The organism is Luteimonas sp. MC1750 (assembly GCF_016615955.1).
Classification (GTDB): Bacteria; Pseudomonadota; Gammaproteobacteria; order Xanthomonadales; family Xanthomonadaceae; genus Luteimonas.
In genome coordinates this window covers 2,034,224-2,055,551 of record NZ_CP067113.1, presented here as the reverse complement: position 1 = coordinate 2,055,551, position 21,328 = coordinate 2,034,224, and the positions used below count along the sequence as shown (strand labels likewise).

The window sequence follows — 21,328 nt, the reverse complement described above, 5'->3', positions numbered from 1 at the left end:
GGCGTTCCTCAGAGGTCGAACTTGATGCCCTGGGCCAGCGGCAGCGCGTCGGAGTAGTTGATGGTGTTGGTCTGGCGGCGCATGTAGCCGCGCCACGCGTCCGAACCCGACTCGCGGCCGCCGCCGGTTTCCTTTTCGCCACCGAAGGCGCCGCCGATCTCGGCGCCCGAAGTGCCGATGTTGACGTTGGCGATGCCGCAGTCCGAACCCGCCGCCGACAGGAAGGCCTCGGCGCGCTTGAGGTTGGTGGTGAAGATCGCCGACGACAGGCCCTGCGGCACGTCGTTCTGCATCGCGATCGCGTCCTCGAGCTCCGCGTACTTCATCACGTACAGGATCGGCGCGAAGGTTTCGGTCTGCACCACCTCGGCATCGTTGGCCAGGCCGGTGATGATCGTCGGCAGCACGAAGTAGCCCTTGCGATCGGTCAGCGCCTGGCCGCCGCTCTCGACGGTGCCGCCCGCGGCCTTGGCCTTTTCGATCGCCGCGAGATAGGCGTCGACCGCCGACTGGCTGTTGAGCGGGCCCATCAGGTTGGCGGCGTCGGTCGGGTCGCCGATCTTCGTCCCGACCTGGGCGTAGCCGGCCTTGAGCTTGCCGAGCACGTCATCAAAGATCGACTCGTGGATGAAGACGCGGCGCGTGGTCGTGCAGCGCTGGCCGGCGGTGCCCACGGCGCCGAACACGATCGCCGGGATCGCCAGTTTCAGGTCCGCGGTCTCGTCGACGATCATCGCGTTGTTGCCGCCCAGCTCCAGCAGCGAACGGCCCATGCGGCGCGCGACGCGCTCGCCGACCTGGCGGCCGACCTTCGTCGAGCCGGTGAAGCTGATCATCGCCACGCGCCTGTCGTCGACCATGCGCTCGGCCAGCGCGTTGTCGGTGTCGTTGAACAGGAAGAACAGATCCGGGAAGCCGCCGTCGCGCAGCGCTTCGTTGCAGACGCGCATCGACGCGATCGCCGACAGCGGCGTCTTGCCCGAGGGCTTCCAGATCGAGATGTCGCCGCAGACCGCCGCGATGAACGCGTTCCAGGCCCAGACCGCCACCGGGAAGTTGAACGCCGAGATGATCCCGACGATGCCCAGCGGGTGCCACTGCTCGTACATCCGGTGGCCCGGGCGCTCGGAGTGCATGGTCAGGCCGTAGAGCTGGCGCGAGAGACCGACGGCGAAATCGCCGATGTCGATCATCTCCTGCACTTCGCCGTCGCCCTCGGGCTTGGACTTGCCCATCTCCAGCGCGACCAGCGAACCCAGCATGTCCTTGTTGGCGCGCAGCGCATTGGCGCACAGCCGGATGGCTTCGCCGCGCAGCGGCGCCGGGGTCGTGCGCCAGGTCCGGAAGGCGGCCTGCGCGCGCCCGACGATCAGCTCGTAGTCCTCGCTGGAGGCTGCATGCACCTGGGCCAGCACCTCGCCATCGGTCGGATTCACCGGCTCCAGCACGCCGGCGTCGCGGGCCTTGGACCACTCGTTGTTGCCGAGGTAGGCGCCGGATTCGGTGGCGGACAGGCCGAGGGCGGCGAGGACGGGATGGGGCATGGAGGACTCCTGGAGACGGATGTGGCGCCCCCGGCGCGATTCGAACGCACGACCTTCCCCTTAGGAGGGGGACGCTCTATCCAGCTGAGCTACGGGGGCAGCAGCCGGCGATTCTCGCACGCGCCTTCCGGAGGGGCAAAAGCGACCGCCGGTCATGGCGAATCTGAAAAGTCGGTCTCTCTGCCAGGTTGTCCGGGAGTTTGCACGCCGCCCGCCGCGGATGCAGGGGGGATGCCCAGCCGGATGTCTGCGCGTCCTGCTTCCAGCATCCGGCCGCCGGCCATCCATGGCCGGCTCTGGTCATCCCCCCTGCATCCGCGGCAGGCACGACCCCTCCCGCGATCCGGGATTCCAACGCTCGCGCGTCGCCACGCCCGCCCCTGTAGGAGCGGCTACAGCCGCGAAAGCCGCGCCAGCCGCGACGGCACAGCGCGGCTCCCGCCTTTCCATCCCGGAGCCGACGATGGCTGGAGCCGTTCCCGCGCGCAGGGGGTGTGCGCACAGCAGGCCATGGATGGCCTGCGGCCGGCCTTGGGAGCAGGATGCGGACAGGCCGGGGGAGCACACCCCCTGCGCGCGGGAAGGGCAGCGCGCACCCCAACGAGGCGCGGGCCGCAGCGGGTGCGATCCCGGACCCGGAAGCACAAAAAAGGCCGGAGCGGTTTCCCGGTCCAGCCTTCCTGCATGTCTGATTGGTGGAGCGGAGGGGGATCGAACCCCTGACCTTCGCGATGCGAACGCGACGCTCTCCCAGCTGAGCTACCGCCCCATCAGAGCGCGCATTCTACGCATGCGCCGGCCCGGTCGGCAATCGGCCCGTGGCGTCGGCGAGCAGTGGTGCCAGGAGCGCCTCCAGCTGCGTGCGGCGCCAGCCACCGAGCGCCGCCCAGTCACCGTCGTCGAGCAGGGCCTCGAGGCGCCGGCGCGAGGCGAGCACGCCGTCGGGCAGGCCCAGTTCCGCGCTGCGCGCGGCCACCGCGTCCTGCAGCCGGCGCACGGCGCGCTTGTCGGGTTCGTCGGTGCGCACCAAAGGGGCGTCGGCTTCGTCGTCCAGTGGCGTGGCCAGTGCCGTCCAGACCTCGCCCAGCAGCTTGCGCGGGGCCTTGGGATGGCGATCGAACAGGGCCTTGAGCGCGGCCTGGTCGGTGGGGACGCTGCGGGCGACGGCGGTGGCCAGCTCGTTGTCCAGGACCCAGCTGCGCGGCCGGTCGTGTTCGCGGGCCCAGGCGTCGCGCCAGCGCAGCAGGCGCAGCAGGCGCAGCTGGGCGGCGCGATCGAAGCCCTGCGCGGCGCGGATCGGCAGGTGCGGCCAGCGCTCCAGCTGCTGGTCGCGCGCGTTCGCGACCATGCGTGCGCAGTCCTCGCGCAGCCAGTCCAAGCGGCCGAGGGCTTCCAGCTTCGCCTGCAGGTGGTCGTGCAGTTCGAACAGGTGGCGCACGTCGTCCGCCGCGTAGGCCAGCTGTGCGTCCGACAGTGGCCGGCGGGTCCAGTCCGAGCGGGTCTCGCCCTTGCCGAGCGCGACCCCGGTGACGTCGGCCACCAGGCGCTGGTAGCCGGCACCGGAGGCGAGTCCCGCGACTGCGGCGGCCACCTGGGTGTCGAACAGCGGTTCGGGTACCGCGCCACAGGCGTGGTGGAAGGCGATGAGGTCCTCGCTGGCGCTGTGCATCACCTTGACGATGCCGGCATCGAGCAGGATGCCGCGCAGCGCGTCGGCCATCCCGGGGGCCTGCATGTCGAGCAGCAGGATCTCGTCGCGCACGGCCATCTGCGCCAGGGCCAGGTGCGGCCACCAGGTGCGCTCGCGGATGAATTCGGTATCCAGGCCGATACGCGGCGGCGGCGTGTCGAAGCGGGCGAGGAGGGCGGCGGGCTCGGCCACCCAGATGTAGTCGGGTTCCATCGGCGCCAGCCTACCGGCGGCCACGGGCCGGCGGCAATGGCGGCGGGGCAGGCCCCGCGGCTGCGCGGCCGGGGCGGCTTGCCGTAATCTGCCCCCGTGAGCGACCGTCGAAATCCCCATCGGACCCGCGCCTGGCCGCGCCGCGCGGGCACTGTCCTGGTGCTGGCCCTGCTGCTCGCGGCGGGCTGCGGCCGCGACGCCGCGCAGGAAGCCGCGACCCCGGATGCCGCGGTCGACACGGCCGCCGGCGACGGCAGCGTGACCATCAGCGGCGACGACCGCCTGGCGGGCAGCCTCACCTGGCGCGCCCCGAAGGTCGAGTTGCAGAACGAAGCCGCCGCGCTGGACGACGCGCTGGAGCGCGCGGATGCGGCCCTTGAATCCGGCGACCTGGATGCCGGGCCGGGATCGGCGATCCCCCTGTACCAGGCCGTGCTGGTGCATGTGCCGGACAGCGCCCAGGCCGGCAAGGGGCTGGAGCGCGCCTTCGCCGCGCTGCTCGCGCAGGGCTCGGAGGCGCTGGCGCGGGCCGGTGACGACGATGCGGCGTTGAGACGCGCCCGCGAGGTCGCCGCGGTCGCGCGCAGCCTGCGTCCGGGAGGCGGCGACGTCGGCGAGTACCTGGCCGGGGTCGACCGCGCCGAGGAGATCGCCGAGATCAACCGCGCCGCCGAGGCCGAGCTGCGCGAAGGTCGCCTGGGCGAGGCCGGTGGCGGAGCGCTGGCGCGGGTGCGCCAGGCGCTGGCGGTCGACGCGGAACAGCCGCGCGCGCTGCAGACGCGTGCCGCGATCGAGAGCGCGATGATCCGGCGCGCGGAGGATGCCGCCGCGGACGGCGACTTCGAGACCGCGGGCACCTGGCTCGGACACGCCGAGGGCGTGCGCGACGAGGTCGGAACAGTGGCCGATGCGCGGGAGCGCGTCGACACCGAGCGCAGGCGGTGGATCCAGCGCCTGCGCGACGAGGGCGTCGCCGCCCTGGCGCGGCCGGACGGCATCGCGCAGGCCCGCGCCCTGCTGGCCCGCATGCTGGTGCTGGCCGAGCCGCGCAATCCGGCCGTGGCCGAACTGCGCGAACGCATCGACCTGGCGGTCCACTACGGTGGCTTCCGGCCCGGCCAGCGCTTCACCGACGGCGCCGCGGGCGGGCGCGGCCCGCAGATGGTGGTGGTCCCGCACGGCGGCTTCAGCATGGGCGCCGTCGACGGCGACCCCGATGCGGAGGACAGCGAACGGCCGCGGCGCAACCTGCGCTTCGAGCGCGGCTTCGCGCTGTCGCTTGCCGAGATCACCGTCGCGCAGTTCCGCCGCTTCGTCGACGCGACCGGCTACCGGACCCGCGCCGAGCGCCGCGGATTCTCGATGGCCTACGACGAGCGCAGCGGCAATTTCGTCCGCCGCAGCGGCGTGGACTGGAAGTCGGACTTCGCCGGCGCACCGGCCGCGGCCAACCTGCCGGTGGTCCACGTCAGCGCGCGCGACGCCCAGGCCTACGTCGACTGGCTGGCCGAGGTCAGTGGCGAACGCTACCGGCTGCCCAGCGAGGCGGAGTTCGAGTACGCGCTGCGTGCGGGTGGCAGCAGCCGCTACCCATGGGGCGGCGACGCTCCGCCCGCGCGCGCCGGCAACCTGACCGGTGGCGCGGACCGATCACCCGGCGGGCGCGGCTGGAGCAATGCCTTCGACGGCTACGACGACGGCCACTGGGGGCCGGCGCCGGTGGCCAGCTTCACGGCCAATGCATTCGGACTGCACGATCTTGAGGGCAACGTGAGCGAGTGGGTGGCGGACTGCTGGCACGACAGCTACCGCCGCGCCCCCGCGTCCGGCGCGGCCTGGGTCAATCCGGGCTGCAGGATGCAGGTGGTGCGCGGCGGGGCCTGGGCGAGCTCCCCGCCGCAGACGCGCAGTTCGTGGCGGGCACCATCGCCGGTCGACAACACCAACGCACGCGTGGGCTTCCGGGTCGCGCGCGACATCTGAAGAGCACACCAGGTCAGGAGCGTACATGCGTCAGGATCCCTTCGGCCGGCAGCGGCAGCAGCAGCAGGCCAGGCCGCGCCGCGGCTTCAACCCGAGGATCCTGATCCTCGTCGCGTTCCTCGCGTACGGCGCGTACTACTGGTTCTCCAACCAGACCCTGGACCCGGTGACCGGCGAGAAGGTGCTGATCGACCGCTCGCTGTCGGTCGAGGACGAAAAGGCGCTGGGCCTGCAGGCCTACGAGGAGATCCTGTCCACCGAGCGTCCGGTGGATCCGAACACGCCGATCGCGCGCGAGGTCCGCGAGATCGCGCGCCGGCTGATCGAGCGCGTGCCCGAGATCGAGGCCGCGCTGGCGGCCGAGAACGGGCAGCAGCCGACCGGCTTCTCGTCGACCTTCGACTGGGATGTCAACGTCATCGAGTCCGACCAGGCCAACGCGTTCTGCCTGCCCGGCGGCAAGATGGCGGTCTACACCGGGCTGGTGCCGGTGGCGCAGAACGAAAGCGCCATGGCGGTGGTCATGGGCCATGAAATCGCCCATGCGCTGCTCCGCCACGGCGCCCAGCGCATGGCCCAGCAGAAGCTGTCGCAGATGGGGCAGATGGCCGGCGCCATGAGCGGCATGGATCCGCAGCAGCAGCAGATGGTGATGGCGGCGATGGGCTACGGCTACCTGCTGCCCTATGCGCGCAAGCACGAGACCGAGGCCGACCATGTCGGGCTGATGCTGGCGGCAGCGGCCTGCTACGACCCGCAGGAAGCGGTGCCGCTGTGGGAGCGGATGGGCGCGGCGAGCGGCGGCCAGGCGCCGCCCGAGTTCCAGTCCACGCATCCCAATCCGGGCACGCGCATCCAGAACCTGCAGTCGCTGATGCCGAAGGCGATGGAGTTCTACCAGCGCTTCTGCGGTGACGGGGCGCCGGCGCTGCGGGGCTGAGGCGGGGACGGGCGGAGGCAGGCGGGGAGAACGAGCGCGGGAATCTTCCCGCCGCGTGCCGCAGTGCTGCATGGTGGCAGCGGATCGGAATCGCCGGGGTGGGGCGTGGTGTCGGCGTGTCGGGATCGCGGCTGTAGCGGCTCCTACAGCCGCTTCTAGAGCGGTTTGCGCTTGCTGCCGGGGGCGGGGTCGCGGGGTTTGTCGGCGGGCTTGGCCGCGGAACCCAGGTTGCGCTGGAACTCCTCCCACATCGCCATGTTGCGCTCGGTCAGCTGGCTCATCATCGACCACGGCGTCTGCCCCAGCATGCTGCCCATCTGCTGGCGGAACTGCTGCTGCTGGTCGAGGAAGGTCTTCATCGAGCGCTCCAGGTAGGGGCCCATGAAGCCCTGCAGGGAGTCGCCATAGAAACGGATGATCTGGCTCAGGAGCTCCGTCGACAGGATCGGCTGGCCGTCCTGCTCCTGCTCCGAGATGATCTGCAGCAGCACCTGGCGGGTCAGGTCGTCGCCGCTCTTGGCATCGCGGACCTCGAAGTCCTCGCCGTCCACGATCAGCTGGCGGACATCCTCGATCGTGATGTAGCTCGAGATCTCGGTGTCGTACAGGCGGCGGTTGGGGTACTTCTTGATGACACGCATGGCCATGCTGCGGTGCTCGAATTACCGGACTCAACGCAGCATGACGCAGCGCAACAGCGCTTGCAACCAGACCCCCGCGAGGGGTCCGGAGCGCTACCAGCCCATGTACTGGCCGCCGTTGGCGGACAGGTTGGCGCCGGTGATCCACGCCGCTTCGTCGGCCAGGAAGAACGCCACCGCATAGGCGATCTCGTCCGGTTCGCCCAGGCGTCCGGTGGGGATCTGGGCCACGATCTTCTCGCGCACCGCCTCCGGGACCGCCATCACCATGTCGGTGCCGATGTAGCCTGGCGAGACCGTGTTCACGGTGATCCCGAGCTTCGCGTTCTCCTGCGCCAGGGAGATGGTGAAGCCGTGCATGCCGGCCTTGGCGGCGGCGTAGTTGGCCTGGCCGTACTGGCCCTTCTGGCCGTTGATCGAGCTGATCTGCACGACGCGGCCCCACTTGCGCTCGCGCATCCCCTCGATCACCGGGCGGGTGACGTTGTAGCAGGCGTTGAGGTTGGTGGTGATCACGTCGGTCCACTGCTCCGGCGTCATCTTGTGGAAGGTCGAATCGCGGGTGATGCCGGCGTTGTTGACCAGGATCTCGACCGGCCCCAGCAGTTCCTCGACCTTGCGCACCATCGCCTCGGCCTCGGCCGCCGAGGACACGTCGCCCGGCACCAGGGTGAACTCGAAGCCTTCCGCGCGCATCGCCTGTTCCCAGGCGCGGGCCTTGTCCTCGTTCCGGTAGTTGGTGGCCACCCTGTGGCCGGCCTTGGCCAGGCGCTTGCAGATGGCAGTGCCGATGCCGCCGGTTCCCCCGGTGACCAACGCGACCCGTGACGTCATGTCATCGCTCCCGATGCGTGGACGCGGCATGCGTCCGCTTCGCGATCGATTCTAGGGTCCCGGCATTGCAGCGGCATTGTGCAGTGCGGTGGCGGACAGCGGCCCGCGCGGGATGCGTCCTGCGTCGAAGCCGGCGACGGCCGCCGCAAGCACGTCGCGCAGCGGACCCGACGTCGGCAACCTGGACGGCGGCTGGCCCAGCGCGCGCCAGGCCGCGCGCAGCGTCGGCAGCGGGTCGGCCGCATCCACCGGCAGCGAGCCCTCCGACTTCGACAGCTTGCGCCCGTCTTCGCCGAGTACGAGCGGCAGGTGCATGTAGCGCGGGGTGGTCAGGCCGAGCGTGCGCTGCAGCAGCACCTGGCGCGGGGTGGAGTCGAGCAGGTCCGCGCCGCGCACCACGTCGGTGATGGCCTGGTCGGCGTCATCGACCACGACGGCGAGCTGGTAGGCCCAGAAGCCGTCGGCACGCCGCAGGACGAAGTCCCCGACGTCGCGGTCGACCTGCTGTGCGGTCCGGCCATGCACGGCGTCCTCGAAGGCCACGCGGCTGCCATCCGGGACGCGCAGCCGCAGGGCAGGGCGGGTCCGGCGTGCGCCGGGACGGCAGGCGCGATGGACGCCGCCGGTCGCGGCGACGTCGGCGCGGCTGCAGTGGCACTCGAAGGCCAGCCCGGCGTCCAGCAGCCGCGAAACCGACGCGGCGTACAGTTCGCCGCGCTGCGATTGCCACGTCACCTGGCCGTCGTGTTCCAGGCCGAAGCCGGCCAAGGTGCGCAGCTGTGCAAGGGCCGCGCCCGGCACCTCCCGCCCGCGGTCGACGTCCTCGACGCGCAGCCACCACTCCGCGCCGGCGCTGCGCGCGGCCAGCCAGCTGCCGAAGGCGGCCAGCAGCGAGCCGAAATGCAGGGCGCCGGTGGGCGAGGGTGCGAAGCGGCCGCGCAGCGGCGGGGGAGTCGTCATGGCAAGAGCAGGGCGCGCATCCGGGGCTGGGTCGAGGCTCATCGCGTCATCTTGAATTCAATGCCGGTCGGACACACTTCACCCACAGAATCGAACCCGCAGGAAACCCGTCCCATGTTCAAGCGCGTCGCCCTCTTCCTCGCCACCAACCTGGCGGTGCTGGCCCTGCTCAGCATCATCATGTCGGTGTTCGGCATCAACCCGCAGTCGATGGGCGGCCTGCTGGTCATGGCTGCGCTGTTCGGCTTCGGGGGCTCGCTGATCTCGCTGCTGTCGTCGAAGTGGGTCGCCAAGCGCGCCGCGGGCCTGCACGTGATCGAACGCCCCGGCAGCGACGTCGAGCGCTGGCTGGTCGACACCGTCGCCCGCCAGGCCCAGGCGGCCGGCATCGGCATGCCGGAAGTCGCCATCTACGACGCGCCCGAGATCAACGCCTTCGCCACCGGCGCCAACCGCAACAACGCCCTGGTGGCGGTTTCGACGGGCCTGCTGCGCTCGATGGACCAGGACGAGGCCGAAGCCGTGCTCGCGCACGAGGTGAGCCACATCGCCAACGGCGACATGGTCACCATGGCCCTGCTGCAGGGCGTGCTCAACACCTTCGTGATCGTGCTGGCGCGCCTGGTGGGCCGGGTGGTCGACGGCTACCTCAGCGGCGGCCGCGACAACGGCGGCGGTGGGCTGGCGTACTTCGCCATCGTCTTCGCGCTGGACATGGTCTTCGGCATCTTCGCGAGCATGATCGCGATGTGGTTCTCGCGCCATCGCGAATTCCGCGCCGATGCCGGCGCCGCCGCGCTGGCGGGAAGGCCGAAGATGATCGCGGCGCTCAAGCGCCTGTCGATCAACCAGGGCCAGAACACCCTGCCCAAGCAGGTCGCGGCCTTCGGCATCAGCGGTGCGGTGGGCCATGGCCTGCGCCGCCTGCTGCTCAGCCACCCGCCGCTGGAGGAGCGCATCCGAGCGCTCGAGGCCGGCAGCATCGACGGCGAGGCCGCCCTGCGCCAGGGTCTGTTGGCCTAGGCATCGCCGGTGGGCCATGGCGGCGTTTTTTGAGCCATGGCCCAGGAGCGCGCGTGGGGTATCAAGGCGCTTCGACGCATGGCCTGCTGCCGCTCATGTCCCCCGATGCCGGCCTGCTGCCGGCATCTCCTCCTTGACTTCCCGTCAGCAGGCCACGCGCCGAAGCGATGCGGGGCCTCGGGGCGCCCGACAAAAGAAGCAAGGCCGGCGTTTCTCCGGGCCTCGGGGTGTGGCGCTGCTCCAAGCGGCCCGCAGCCGCCCGGACTGCGGTGCGATGCCTGCTGACGGGAAGTCAAGGAGGAGGCTTCGGCCGCAAGGCCGAAGCCGGGGGACATGAGCGGCAGCAGGCATCGCACCGCAGCGCCGCCAGTTATCCCGCCCCCACGCCGCAGCGCCGCCAGTTATCCCGCCCCCGCGCCGCAGCGCCGCCAAGGGCCTTACTCGAAGTCGTAGGACATGTCCGGGCCGGACGGGGCCAGGAAGTTGCCCGAGACGTAGTCCACGCCGGTGCCGAACAGCACCGACATGCTGGCCGCGTCGGAAATGAAGTCGGCCATGGTCTGGATGCCGAGTTCACGCGCCTTGGAGGCGATCTCGCGGACCCGCACCTGGTTGTCCGGGTTGCCGGTCAGGTCCTGGGTGAACCCGGGATCGATCTTCAGCATGTTGGGCTTCAGGTGCGCGAGAAGCTGGAACGAATCCAGCCCGGCACCGAAGTTCTCCAGGGCGATGCGGCAGTCCAGGCGCGCGGCCGCGGCGGCGAAGGCCTGCGCCGCCTTGAGGTGGGTGAACACCTTGGCCTCGGCCAACTCCACGACCAGGTATTCGCCCGGCACGCCGTGCGCGAGCAGCTGCTCGCCGATATAGCGGGTCAGGCTGTCGTCGGCCAGCGAGGCCTGGCTGACCTTCACCAGCAGGGTGGTCGGCTTGTTGGCGCGGATGCGCTCGCCGATCACCGCGATCGCGCGTCCGACCACGTAGTGGTCGATCTCCCAGAGCAGCCCGTGCTCCTCGGCGATCTGCAGGAAGGTCAGCGGCTTGATCAGCTCGCCGTCGGCGCCCTTCAGGCGCAGGAAGGCCTCGTACACCGGGCCGGTGTCGCCCTGCAGGCTGATCACCGGCTGGTAGTGCAGCACGAAGCCCTGGTTGTCGAGCGCATCGCGCAGGCGCGTCACCCAGGCCTGGATGTGCTCTTCCTCGGCGCGGTCGACCGCGCTGGGATCGAACAGCTCGAAGCGGTTGCCGCCGGTGGCGTTGACCGACGCCACCGCCTCGGTGGCCTTGGCGAGCACCTGGCTGACGCTGGCGATCCGCTCGCCGACCTGGACCGCGCCGATGCTGGCGGTGATCACGCTGGAGCGCGCGCCGATCTCGAACAGCTCCGCGGAGAACGCGGCCAGCACGCGGTTCGCCACCGACTGGGTGCCGGCATGGTCGGTATTGCGCACCAGCAGCGCCAGGGTGTGCTCGCCGAAGCGCGCGGCGACGGCGTCCAGGCCTTCGGCCGCGGCGCTCAGGCGCGTGGCGGCCGCGGCCAGCAGGTGGTCGGCCGAATCCAGGCCGATGTCGGCCAGCAGTTGCTGGTAGTGGTCGGGTTCGATCAGCAGCAGGCCGTGCTGCGCGCTGCCCTGGGCGGCGGAATCCACCGCGCCCTCGAGTGCGTGCAGGAAGGTGGCGCGGTTGTACAGGCCGGTGGCCTGGTCGCGCTGGCGCAGCTCCTCGATCTCCTGCGCGAGCTCGGGATCGAGTTCCTGGCGGCGGATCACCACCTGCACGCAGGGCTCGCCTTCGTACTGCGCCTGGGCGAACTCCATGGCCGCCGGGAAGGCGTTGCCGTCGATGTCGCGGGCCTGCAGCTCGTATCGCGGCGGCGGCGCCTCGCCCTGGGCCAGCGACTTGAGCAGCTGGCGGAAGTCCTCGACGTGCTGCGGCGCGACCATGTCCAGCAGCGACATGCCCTCGATGTCCTCGAACTCGTCGTAGCCGAACATCTCCAGGTAGGCCTGGTTGGCGCGGATGTGCATGCCTTCGTGCACGTAGGCGATAGGATCGCGCGAGGAATCGATCAGCGCGTCGCAGCGGCGCTCGGTTTCGCGCAGGCGCGCTTCGAGCCGGCGCTGGGCGCGGCGGGCCTCGAGGTCGGTCCAGGCGTCGCGGACCAGCGCCAGCAGCAGCGACGCGGGTTCGCGCAGCGCAAGCGCCCGCGCGCCGGCGCCCATCGCCTGGACGTAGGCCTCCTGGTCGAGCACGTCCGCCACCGCCAGCACCGGCAGGTCCTTGCCGGTGGCGGTGACCTGCTGCAGCACGGTGGCCAGCGGCAGCACGGCGGAGTCCACCTGGGCCACCACCACGTCGACCGGCTGCGCGGCCAGCATGCCGGCAAGCTCGTCCGCCGACGCCGGCCGCAGCGGACGCACGGCGATCCCCGCATTGCGCAGCGTGCTGACGATCGCCTCGGCCGCCTCGGGGCTGTCATCGACAATCATCAGCCGCAGTGCAGTGTCCTGGCTCTTCGACATGGGTCTCTCCGTGGATGCGGCGTTATGCCATGCACCGGCGCCTGGCGTCCATGACACCGATGCGTTGGCGGACCCGGGCAGCGTCCCGGGGGCGACCGCGGTCACAGTGCGCGCTTGGACGTGTCGCCCGGCAGTTCGCGCACCAGGCGCGGAACAAGGTAGCCCGGCAGTCGCGCGACCAGCTCGGCATGCAGTGCCCGCGCGCGTCCGTCGTCGACCTCGAAATGCGCGGTGCCGGCGACGCGGTCGAGCTGGTGCAGGTAGTAGGGCAGGACGCCGGCGTCGAAGCCGCGCTCGCACAGCGCCGCCAGGGCATCGATCGAGTCGTTGACGCCGGCCAGCAGCACCGCCTGGTTGAGCAGGCTGGCTCCGGCGCCGCGCAGGGCAGCCATGGCGGCGTCGACGGACGCGTCGAACTCGTGGGCATGGTTGGCGTGCACCACCACGGCCACCGGCCAGGGCAGCCCGCGCAGCCAGGCCAGCAGCGCGTCGTCGACCCGCTCCGGCAGGACCACCGGCAGGCGGCTGTGGATGCGCAGGCGGCGGATGTGCGGGATGTCGCGCAGCAGCCCGGTGAGCTCGGACAGCTTGCGGGTCGCGAGCGACAGCGGATCGCCGCCCGACAGGATGACCTCGGTGATGCCGGGATCGGCCGCGATCGCCGCCACCGCATCGGCCCATCCGCCGGCGGCCGCGGTCTCCTCCGCATACGGGAAGTGGCGACGGAAGCAGTAGCGGCAGTTGATGGCGCAGCTGCCGGTGGCCACCAGCAGGGCGCGGCCTTCGTACTTGTGGATGACGCCGCGGGCCTTGCGGGCGGCCGCGTCGCCCACCGCATCGAGTCCGAAGCCGGGCACGGTGCGCAGCTCGTCGGCCAGCGGCAGGACCTGGCGCAGCAGCGGGTCGTCCGGATCCCCGGGCCGCATCCGCGCCACGAAGCCGCGGGGCACGCGCAGCGCGAACGCCTCCAGGGTCCCGGCGGGCACGCGGGCCGCCTCGTGGCCCAGCCCGACCAGGGCGAGCAGCTCGCGCGGATCGCGGACGGATTCGCGCCAGGCCTGCTGCCAGCCGCGTGGCTGCATGGAAAGGGGGGCTGCGGGTATCATTTCCCCGACATTCTAGCCGCTCGCGCGGCCCCACCCAGCAGGAGCACGCATGGCCAGTTACGGCATGAACGACGTCAAGAACGGGATGAAGATCCTCATCAACGGCGAACCCGCCATCATCTCCGACACCGAGTACGTCAAGCCGGGCAAGGGCCAGGCGTTCACCCGCGTGAAGTACCGCATGATCAAGTCGGGCCGCGTGCAGGAAGTCACCATGAAGGCGACCGACTCGGTGGACGCCGCCGACGTGGTCGATACCGACATGCGCTACCTGTACGCCGACGGCGAGTACTGGCACTTCATGGACCCGGACAACTTCGAGCAGGTCCAGGCCGACAAGACCGGCATGGGCGGCGCGGAAAAGTGGCTGAAGGGCGAGGAAGACTGCGTGGTCACCCTGTGGAACGGCACGCCGATCCAGGTCACCCCGCCGAACTTCGTCGAACTCAAGATCAGCGAGACCGATCCGGGCGTGCGCGGCGACACCTCGGGCGGCGGCGGCAAGCCGGCCACGCTCGAGACCGGCGCGGTGGTGCGCGTGCCGCTGTTCGTCGGCCAGGACGAGGTGATCAAGGTCGACACCCGCTCCGGCGAGTACGTCAGCCGGGTCAAGTGATGGTGGTCGAGGCGGGCGCGCCCGAGGCCTGCGACCTGCTGGTCGAGGCCGGCCACGTGGTCCCGGTGGTGCCGCACGGCGTGGTGCTCGAAGACCACGCGGTGGCGGTGCGCGACGGCGTGATCGTCGCCTTGCTGCCGCGGGCCGAGGCGCGCGCGCGCTTCGCCCCGGCCGAAGTGGTGTCGCGTCCGGACGGCGTGCTGCTGCCGGGCTTCGTCAACGCGCACACCCACAACCCGATGACGCTGATGCGCGGCATTGCCGACGACCTGCCGCTCAAGGTCTGGCTGCAGCAGCACATCTGGCCGATCGAGGCCGCGGTGATGGCGCCGGACTTCGTCGCCGACGGCATCACGCTTGCGATCGCCGAAATGCTCCGCGGCGGCACCACCTGCTGCAACGAGAACTACTTCTTCCCCGACGTGCAGGCGGCCGTGTACAAGCGCCACGGCTTCCGCGCGCGTGTCGGGCTGCCGGTGATCGATTTCCCGACCGCCTGGGCCTCGGGCGACGACGAGTACTTCGACAAGGCCGGCACCGTCCACGACCAGTGGCGCGGCGATCCGCTGATCGCGATGGCCTTCGCGCCGCACGCGCCGTATACGGTCAACGACGCCAATTTCGCGCGCGTGCGCATGCTCGCCGACCAGCTCGACGTGCCGGTGCACCTGCACCTGCACGAGACCGCGCAGGAGGTCGAGCAGTCGCTGAAGGACCACGGCCAGCGTCCCCTGGCGCGCCTGGACCGCCTGGGCCTGGTCAACGACCGCCTGATCGCGGTGCACATGACCCAGCTGACCGACGCCGAGATCCATCTCTGCGCCGAGCGCGGCGTGAGCGTGGTGCACTGCCCGGAGTCCAACCTCAAGCTGGCTTCCGGTTTCTGCCCGGCCTGCGCGCTGGAGCGCGCCGGCGTGAACCTGGCCATCGGCACCGACGGCTGCGCCAGCAACAACGACCTCGACATGGTCGGCGAGACCCGCACCGCGGCGCTGCTGGCCAAGGCCGTGGGCCAGGATGCGGCCGGCTTCGACGCCTTCACCGCACTGCGCGCCGCGACCCTGGGCGGTGCGAAGGCGATCGGCTTCGACCACCTGGTCGGCTCGCTCGAGCCGGGCAAGCAGGCCGACATGGCCTGCATGGACCTTGGCGAGCTCGAGACCCAGCCGCTGCACCACGTCGTCTCGCAGATCGTCTATGCCGCCGGCCGCCACCAGGTGTCCGACGTCTGGATCGCCGGCGCGGCGAAGCTGCGCGGACGCGAGCTGGTCGACATGGATCCGGCGGCGCTGGTCGCCAACGCGCGCCAGTGGCGCACGCGCATGGCCGGCGTCCGCACCGGCGCCTGAAGCGCCGGTCATTCCCCACTCCCGAGCAGACGCCATGACCACCTCGCCGCACGGCAGCAACTTCCGCCAGTCCGAACTCGACAAGTTCGCCGAGCTGGCCAACCGCTGGTGGGACCCGGAGGGCCCGCAGAAGCCGCTGCACGCGCTCAACCCGGTGCGCCTCGACTACGTCGCCGCGCGTCGGGCGCTGGCCGGCGCGAAGGTGCTTGACGTCGGATGCGGCGGCGGGCTGCTGAGCGAAGCCATGGCCCGCACCGGCGCCGACGTGACCGCCATCGACCTGGCCGACGACCTCGTCCGGGTGGGGCGCCTGCACGCGCTCGAGTCGGGCCTGAAGATCGACTACCGCGTGCAGGCGGTCGAGGCGCTGGCCGCAGAGGCGGCTGGGACCTTCGACGTCGTGACCTGCATGGAGATGCTCGAGCACGTGCCGGACCCCGGGGCGATCATCCAGGCCTGCGCGACGCTGCTCAGGCCCGGCGGGAAATTGTTCGTGTCGACGCTCAACCGCACCCCGGCGGCGTTCGCGCTGGCGATCGTCGGCGCCGAATACGTCGCGCGCCTGCTGCCGCGCGGCACGCATCAGTACCGCGATTTCATCCGCCCGTCCGAGCTCGCCGGCTGGCTGCGCGAGGCCGGACTGGAGCTGGACGACGTCGTCGGGCTGGCCTACGAGCCCTGGGCCAACCGTGCGCGCCTGTCGTCGCGCACCGACGTCAACTACCTCGCCTCGGCCACGAAGCCGGACGCGTCGTGAGCGGCGAGGGCCGGCGCACGGGCGGGCGCTTCCCGCGCTGCGTGCTGTTCGACCTCGACGGCACGCTGCTGGACAGCGCGCCGGACATGGCCGCCACGGTCAACCGCATGCGCGCCGCGCGCGGCGTGGCGCCGATGCCGCTCGCCCAGCTGCGCCCGCACGTCTCGAAGGGTGCGCGGGCGATGAGCGCGGCGGCCTTCCCCGGGCTGGGCGGCGAGGTTCCGGCGGAACTCATCCGCGAGTTCCTGGACGTTTACGCCGAAGAGCTTGGCCGCCACGGCGCCGCCTTCGACGGCATCGAGGCGATGCTGTCGGCGCTCGAGGCCGACGGCGCGCGCTGGGGCATCGTCACCAACAAGCCCGAATACCTCGCGCGTGGCCTGATGCCCGCGCTGGGCTGGGAATCGCGCAGCGGCGTGCTCATCGGCGGCGACACCCTGGCCGAACGCAAGCCGCACCCGCTGCCGCTGCTGCACGCGGCCGATGCGATGGGCTTCGCGGTCGCCGACTGCGTCTACGTCGGAGACGACGAACGCGACATCGTGGCCGCGCGCGCCGCCGGCATGCGCTCGCTGGTCGCGCTCTGGGGCTACCGGCTGGAGCATGACGATCCGCGCGCATGGCAGGCCGACACGATGGTGGAGAGCCCGCAGGCGCTGCTGGACCCGGACGCCTGGCCGTGAGCACCGACGTCGACGTCCGCGACGGCGCCGCCAGCTTCGTCGCCAAGTGGCGCGCGCGCTGGCCGGAGTGGGAGCTGGGCATGGTCTTCGTGCCGGCTGCGCAGCGGCCCTTAGTCGAAGCCTGGTTCACGCTGCTGCAGGAGCTGACCGATGCCGCCTGGGGTGGCGCCGATCCGACGCCGGGACTGGCCAAGCTGGCGTGGTGGCAGGAGGAACTCGGCGGCTGGAGCAAGGGTGCCCGCCGCCATCCCCTGGGCGCGCTGCTGCAGCCGCGCAGCGCGGTGCCGTGGCTGGCGCTGGGCCGGGCGCTGCCCGACCTGCGCGCGCTGCGTGGACGCGATGCCGACGCCGCGGCGGAGCCGCATGGCGCAGGCGACGTGGTCGCGGGCGAGGCGTTCGCGGCCGCGATGGCCGACTGCGAGGCCGCGCTGTTCGACGGACGCGCCGACGCCGACGCCCGCGCCGTCGTGCTGCGCGGCCTCCTGGACGAGCGCAGCCTGGTGCAGGCGACGCCGATGGAGGCGATCGACGTGGCCGATCGCAATGCGCGCCGGGCCCGTCCCGGCACCCGCCCGCGCGGCATCGCCAGCGCCTTCACGTCGGCGCGCCGACGCGGCGCCGGCGCGGCGCTGCCGCCCGTGCGCGCGCTGCTGGCGGCGTGGCGCGGCGCGCGTTCGCCGCGCTGAACCAGCGGATCGCCGGGCCCTCCGCGCGGCCACGCCGCTGCGGCGTGCACGGCATGCAGCGTTGCGTGGGCCCGCATCGCCGCACGGTTACAATTGCAATCCATTCCCATTTGCAGGCCCTCGCGTGACTTCTTCCAACCAGCCTCCGGCGCTGCCCGACGTCGCCTACGATCGCGCCGCCGCCGCGCGCCCGCTCGACTGGGTCGGCATGCGCCGCATCGCGCTGCCGCTGTGCGTGGCGGGCGAGGGTGGGGAGCCGCAACGGGTGCCGGCATCGGCGGACATCGGCGTCGACCTGGCCAGCGCGGAGACCCGCGGCATTCACATGTCGCGGCTCTACCTGCTGGTGCAGGACGCGCTGTCGGCGCAGCCGCTGGCCGTGCCGGTCCTGCGCGACCTGCTGCGCGCGTGCATCGATTCGCAGTCCGGGCTCGCCACCACCGCGCGGCTGACCCTGCGCTGGGACCAGTTGCTCAGGCGCCGCGCCCTGGCCAGTGACAATGCCGGCTGGAAGGCCTATCCGGTGGAAATCGACGCGGTGCTGTCCCCGGCCGGCGCCGACATCGTGCTCGCCTTCGGCGTCGACTACTCCAGCACCTGCCCGGCCTCCGCCGCGCTGTCGCGACGCGCCAACGCCGATCGCTTCGAGGACGACTTCGGCGCCGACGACGCACCGTCCAAGGTCGAAGTGCGCGAGTGGCTGGCCTCCGGTCGCGGCCTGGCCGCGACCCCGCATGCCCAGCGCAGCCGCGCCGACGTGCGCGTGACCCTGCGCGACGACGTCGAGTGCCTGCCGCTGCTGCAGCTCGTCGATGCCATCGAGGCCGCGCTCGGCACCCCCGTGCAGACCGCGGTCAAGCGCGAGGACGAGCAGGCCTTCGCCCGCGCCAACGCCGACAACCTGATGTTCTGCGAGGACGCCGCCCGGCGCGTCGCCGCCGCCATCAGCGCCAGCCCGCACGTGGCCCGCTTCGACGCCACCGTCTCGCATTTCGAAAGCCTGCACGCGCACGACGCCGTGGCCAGGGTGACGGGCGTGGTGGCGTAGACGACGGAAGCCGATCCGCTCGGGCCGGGTCGATCCCCGGCGGGATCCGGGTGGTTTCCCGGCTGCCGGCGCGCAGGGGCTGGGATACGATTGCGCCATGGGGAATGGGGAACGCGGACGCCGGGGGCTCTGCTGCAGCGTCTGGCTGCTGCTCCTGCTGCTGTGCGCGCTGCCACCTTTCGCCATGGCCGCGAAGACGGTGCCCGCCCAGCCGCTCCTCGTGCTGCAGGAACTGCGGCAGGCCAATGGCGCGGCGCTCGATATCGAAGCCCTGCGTTCCGGTCGCCTGGATGGCGCACTGGCGCGGCTTGACGCGCCGCTCCTGCGCGCGCGCCAGGGGGAGGTCGGCTGGTGGCGGGTGACCGCGCCAGCACCGATTCCGGCGGGCGACCGGCCACAGCTGGTGCTGCGCTCACCCTTCGTCAACCGCGTGCAGGCCTGGGTGCCGGGCCGCGACGCGCCGGTGGAGCTGTCGATCTACGGCGCACACGCCGATCCGAGCCACGCGCCGCGTGCCCTGGTCGTGGACCTGCCGGAAGGCCTGCCGGCAGGGTCGGCGGTGTGGCTGCGGGTGGAGGCTCGCTCCAGCCTGCCGATGCAGGTGGCGGTCGAGCCGCTCGCCACGGTGCAGCGCGACGACCTCGCCTACACCACGTGGCGGACCCTGGTGCTGTCGGTCATCGCCCTGCTCGCGGTCCTGGCCTTCGTGTTCCGTGCCGGGACGGGCGAGTCGAGCTTCGCCTGGTTCGGCGGGATGCTGTGCTTTGCGGTGCTCTACCTGGTGTCCGTGGGCGGAGACGCGCGGCTGCTGCCCGGGGCCGAGCAGCTGTTCTCGACGACGCGGGCGCACATGGTGGTGGGCGGCTTCGGCGTGGTCTGCAGCAACCTGTTCCAGCGCAGCTACCTCGACCTCCCGGGCAAGCTGCCCGGCGTCGACCGCCTGCTGTGGATCGGGACCGCGCTGTCCGCGTCCTGCGGCATCGGGGCGATCCTCGCGCTGGCGCCGTGGCAGTCGCTCGCGGGCAATGCAGGCCTGGTGCTGTCGGCGGCCCTGCTGCTGGTGGGAAGCACGACGCTCGCGCTGCGTGGCGACCGTTCCGGACGCGTGGTGATGGTGTCCTGGCTGCCGCTGATGGTGTTCACCACCCTGGTGGCGACCGGGCTGATGGAGCTGTGGTCGGCACCGCCCTGGCTGGCGCAGGGGCTCGCCGGCAGCTTCGCGCTGGCCAGCCTGCTGCTGGCGATCGGCCTGGCGGACAAGCTGCTCGAGCTGCGCCGCGACCGTGACCAGGCCAGCGCCCTGGCCGTCGCCGACAAGCTCACCGGCCTGCTCAACCGCGCCGGCATCGAAGCCGAGCTGCGCCGCGCCCTGCAGGCCGACCAGGCGGGCGGCATGTGCATCGCCTTCGTCGACCTCGACAACTTCAAGCCGGTCAACGACGAACATGGCCACGGCGTCGGCGACCAGTGCCTGCGCGTCGTCTCGCAGCGCGTGCGCAACCAGCTGCGCGGCGGCGACCTGATCGGGCGCTATGGCGGCGACGAATTCCTGGTGGTGCTGCCGGCGACGCCGCTGGCCGACGCGCTCGCGGTGGCCGAGCGGATGCGGGTCTCGGTCAACGGCCGCCCGCTGACGATCGAGCACCACCGGCTGCGCGCGAGCCTGAGCATCGGCGTGGCCGAGTCGCGGCCGGGCGACAGCGTGGAGTCCCTGGTCGAACGCGCCGATGCCGCGCTGTACGCGAGCAAGCAGGCCGGGCGGAACCGGGTGTCGAGCGCCGGGGCCGCGGAGCGCGCGGAGCTGGCGGTCGCGGGCGCATGAACATCGGACTCGGACACAACGGACACGGAATGGACACGATCGGCATCGAGGCGCTGGAAGCGGGCGACATCCTGCTGATGATGGGCGAGGGACCCCTGTCGGACCTGATCGCCTGGGCGAGCGACGGGGTCTACAGCCATGCGGGCATCGTCGTGGAGGGCGGCGAGCTGGTCGAGGCTTCGCTCGGCGGCGTACGGCGCTATCCGCTGGCGCGGCGCGCGGTCGAATTCGAGCACTTCCACTTCATCGACGCTTGGCGGCCGCAGGATGGCAGCGGCGCGTTCGCGGCAGCCGACCGCGCCCTGGTCTGCGCGCACGCCGGCGACCTGCTGGGCGCGCCGTACCCGGTCGACCAGCTGGCGCTGTTCGGCGCGGTCATGGCGGTGCGCGGCAAGTGGCCGGTGCATCCGCTGGCGAGGCGCCTGGTCCGCATCGCCCTCGATCGGGCGCTGCCCTCGGAGTCGCCGGGGATGGTCTGCAGCGAAGTCGTCTACCGCGCCTGGGCCGAGTGCGGGGCCCAGCCGCGCGGCCGCATGGCCCCGCCGATCGTCGAAGGCAGGCGCGGCACCGCGCCGTTCCCGGCCATCGACTGGAAGCGCCTGGCCGAGGAAATCGGCCCGGTGCTGTTTCCGAAGGCGCCGGCCGGACTGCGCAGCGCCGGCCAGGCCGATGCCGCATCGCTCCTGCGTGACGTGGTGGATCCCTCCGACGACGCGCTCGAGGATGCCCGCGAGCAGGTCCTCGCGCGCCTCGCCGGCCCCGGCCCGCTGCGCGCCGCGAGCGCCGGAGCGCGCGCACCGCTTGACCACCGCCCGAACCCGCGCCTGGTCTCACCGCAGGACCTGGCCAATTCGCCGGCGACGCGGCTGCTCGGCCGCGTCATGCAGCGCGCCGCGGGCTGACGTCGGCGTTCC

The 21,328-nt window shown here is 71.8% G+C and carries 18 protein-coding genes and 2 tRNA genes; 11 read left to right on the top strand and 9 right to left on the bottom strand.

Going from position 1 to position 21,328, the window contains the following annotated elements; all coding sequences use genetic code 11:
• Positions 1-8: 8 nt before the first annotated feature.
• From JGR68_RS09580 to rnd, 4 genes are all read right to left on the bottom strand, one after another.
• Positions 9-1,544, bottom strand: a complete 1,536-nt coding sequence (locus JGR68_RS09580; RefSeq protein ID WP_199359973.1) for an aldehyde dehydrogenase family protein — start codon at positions 1,542-1,544, stop codon at positions 9-11.
• A 22-nt stretch (positions 1,545-1,566) separates the two neighbouring features.
• Positions 1,567-1,643 (bottom strand) — tRNA-Arg (locus tag JGR68_RS09575).
• Positions 1,644-2,237: 594 nt separating this feature from the next.
• A tRNA-Ala gene (locus JGR68_RS09570) sits at positions 2,238-2,313 on the bottom strand.
• Positions 2,314-2,328: 15 nt separating this feature from the next.
• Entirely contained in the window at positions 2,329-3,447 is a 1,119-nt protein-coding gene (gene rnd / locus JGR68_RS09565) for a ribonuclease D (protein ID WP_199359974.1), read from the bottom strand.
• A gap of 96 nt (positions 3,448-3,543) precedes the next feature.
• On the opposite strand from rnd, the gene JGR68_RS09560 reads away from it, so the two are divergent.
• Both JGR68_RS09560 and JGR68_RS09555 read left to right on the top strand, forming a co-directional pair.
• Complete coding sequence (locus JGR68_RS09560) at positions 3,544-5,430, top strand: formylglycine-generating enzyme family protein (RefSeq protein WP_234446484.1); 1,887 nt, start codon at positions 3,544-3,546, stop codon at positions 5,428-5,430.
• 25 nt (positions 5,431-5,455) lie between these two features.
• On the top strand, positions 5,456-6,370 hold the full coding sequence (locus JGR68_RS09555; protein WP_199359975.1) for a M48 family metallopeptidase: 915 nt from the start codon (positions 5,456-5,458) through the stop codon (positions 6,368-6,370).
• Positions 6,371-6,525: 155 nt separating this feature from the next.
• On the opposite strand, the gene phaR is transcribed toward JGR68_RS09555, so the two are convergent.
• From phaR to gluQRS, 3 genes are all read right to left on the bottom strand, one after another.
• On the bottom strand, positions 6,526-7,017 hold the full coding sequence (gene phaR, locus JGR68_RS09550) for a polyhydroxyalkanoate synthesis repressor PhaR (protein WP_199359976.1): 492 nt from the start codon (positions 7,015-7,017) through the stop codon (positions 6,526-6,528).
• Between the two features lie 87 nt (positions 7,018-7,104).
• A complete protein-coding gene (gene phbB, locus JGR68_RS09545) occupies positions 7,105-7,845 on the bottom strand; it encodes an acetoacetyl-CoA reductase (protein ID WP_199359977.1) in 741 nt (246 codons plus the stop codon).
• A gap of 51 nt (positions 7,846-7,896) precedes the next feature.
• Complete coding sequence (gene gluQRS, locus JGR68_RS09540; protein WP_199359978.1) at positions 7,897-8,805, bottom strand: tRNA glutamyl-Q(34) synthetase GluQRS; 909 nt, start codon at positions 8,803-8,805, stop codon at positions 7,897-7,899.
• Positions 8,806-8,919: 114 nt separating this feature from the next.
• Between gluQRS and htpX the strand changes: the two genes are divergently transcribed.
• Positions 8,920-9,828 carry a protease HtpX gene (htpX, locus tag JGR68_RS09535; RefSeq protein WP_199359979.1) on the top strand — a complete coding sequence of 303 codons (909 nt, stop codon included), beginning with the start codon at positions 8,920-8,922 and terminating at the stop codon, positions 9,826-9,828.
• 437 nt (positions 9,829-10,265) lie between these two features.
• Here htpX and JGR68_RS09530 read toward each other — a convergent pair whose 3' ends face one another.
• Together JGR68_RS09530 and epmB are read right to left on the bottom strand one after the other, a co-directional pair.
• A complete protein-coding gene (locus tag JGR68_RS09530; RefSeq protein ID WP_199361684.1) occupies positions 10,266-12,347 on the bottom strand; it encodes an EAL domain-containing protein in 2,082 nt (693 codons plus the stop codon).
• A 101-nt stretch (positions 12,348-12,448) separates the two neighbouring features.
• Positions 12,449-13,453 carry an EF-P beta-lysylation protein EpmB gene (gene epmB, locus JGR68_RS09525; protein ID WP_199361685.1) on the bottom strand — a complete coding sequence of 335 codons (1,005 nt, stop codon included), beginning with the start codon at positions 13,451-13,453 and terminating at the stop codon, positions 12,449-12,451.
• A 49-nt stretch (positions 13,454-13,502) separates the two neighbouring features.
• Here epmB and efp point away from each other — a divergent pair, with 49 nt between their 5' ends.
• From efp to JGR68_RS09490, 8 genes are all read left to right on the top strand, one after another.
• On the top strand, positions 13,503-14,069 hold the full coding sequence (gene efp, locus JGR68_RS09520) for an elongation factor P (RefSeq protein WP_199361686.1): 567 nt from the start codon (positions 13,503-13,505) through the stop codon (positions 14,067-14,069).
• The gene (locus JGR68_RS09515; protein ID WP_199361687.1) at positions 14,069-15,418 is read left to right on the top strand and encodes a TRZ/ATZ family hydrolase; all 1,350 of its coding nucleotides are present in this window, start codon (positions 14,069-14,071) and stop codon (positions 15,416-15,418) included. Before efp ends, JGR68_RS09515 begins: the two co-directional genes overlap by 1 nt.
• Before the next feature lie 34 nt (positions 15,419-15,452).
• Positions 15,453-16,175 (top strand): bifunctional 2-polyprenyl-6-hydroxyphenol methylase/3-demethylubiquinol 3-O-methyltransferase UbiG, encoded by a 723-nt coding sequence (gene ubiG / locus JGR68_RS09510; protein ID WP_199361688.1) that lies wholly within the window; start codon positions 15,453-15,455, stop codon positions 16,173-16,175.
• On the top strand, positions 16,172-16,858 hold the full coding sequence (locus tag JGR68_RS09505) for a phosphoglycolate phosphatase (RefSeq protein WP_199361689.1): 687 nt from the start codon (positions 16,172-16,174) through the stop codon (positions 16,856-16,858). Before ubiG ends, JGR68_RS09505 begins: the two co-directional genes overlap by 4 nt.
• Positions 16,855-17,544 (top strand): phytoene/squalene synthase family protein, encoded by a 690-nt coding sequence (locus tag JGR68_RS14030; RefSeq protein ID WP_234446483.1) that lies wholly within the window; start codon positions 16,855-16,857, stop codon positions 17,542-17,544. The genes JGR68_RS09505 and JGR68_RS14030 overlap by 4 nt, the downstream gene beginning before the upstream one ends.
• A 124-nt stretch (positions 17,545-17,668) precedes the next feature.
• Positions 17,669-18,592, top strand: a complete 924-nt coding sequence (gene folE2, locus JGR68_RS09500) for a GTP cyclohydrolase FolE2 (RefSeq protein ID WP_234446482.1) — start codon at positions 17,669-17,671, stop codon at positions 18,590-18,592.
• A 97-nt stretch (positions 18,593-18,689) separates the two neighbouring features.
• A complete protein-coding gene (locus JGR68_RS09495) occupies positions 18,690-20,414 on the top strand; it encodes a diguanylate cyclase (RefSeq protein ID WP_199361691.1) in 1,725 nt (574 codons plus the stop codon).
• 29 nt (positions 20,415-20,443) lie between these two features.
• Entirely contained in the window at positions 20,444-21,316 is an 873-nt protein-coding gene (locus tag JGR68_RS09490; RefSeq protein WP_199361692.1) for a hypothetical protein, read from the top strand.
• Positions 21,317-21,328: the final 12 nt, after the last annotated feature.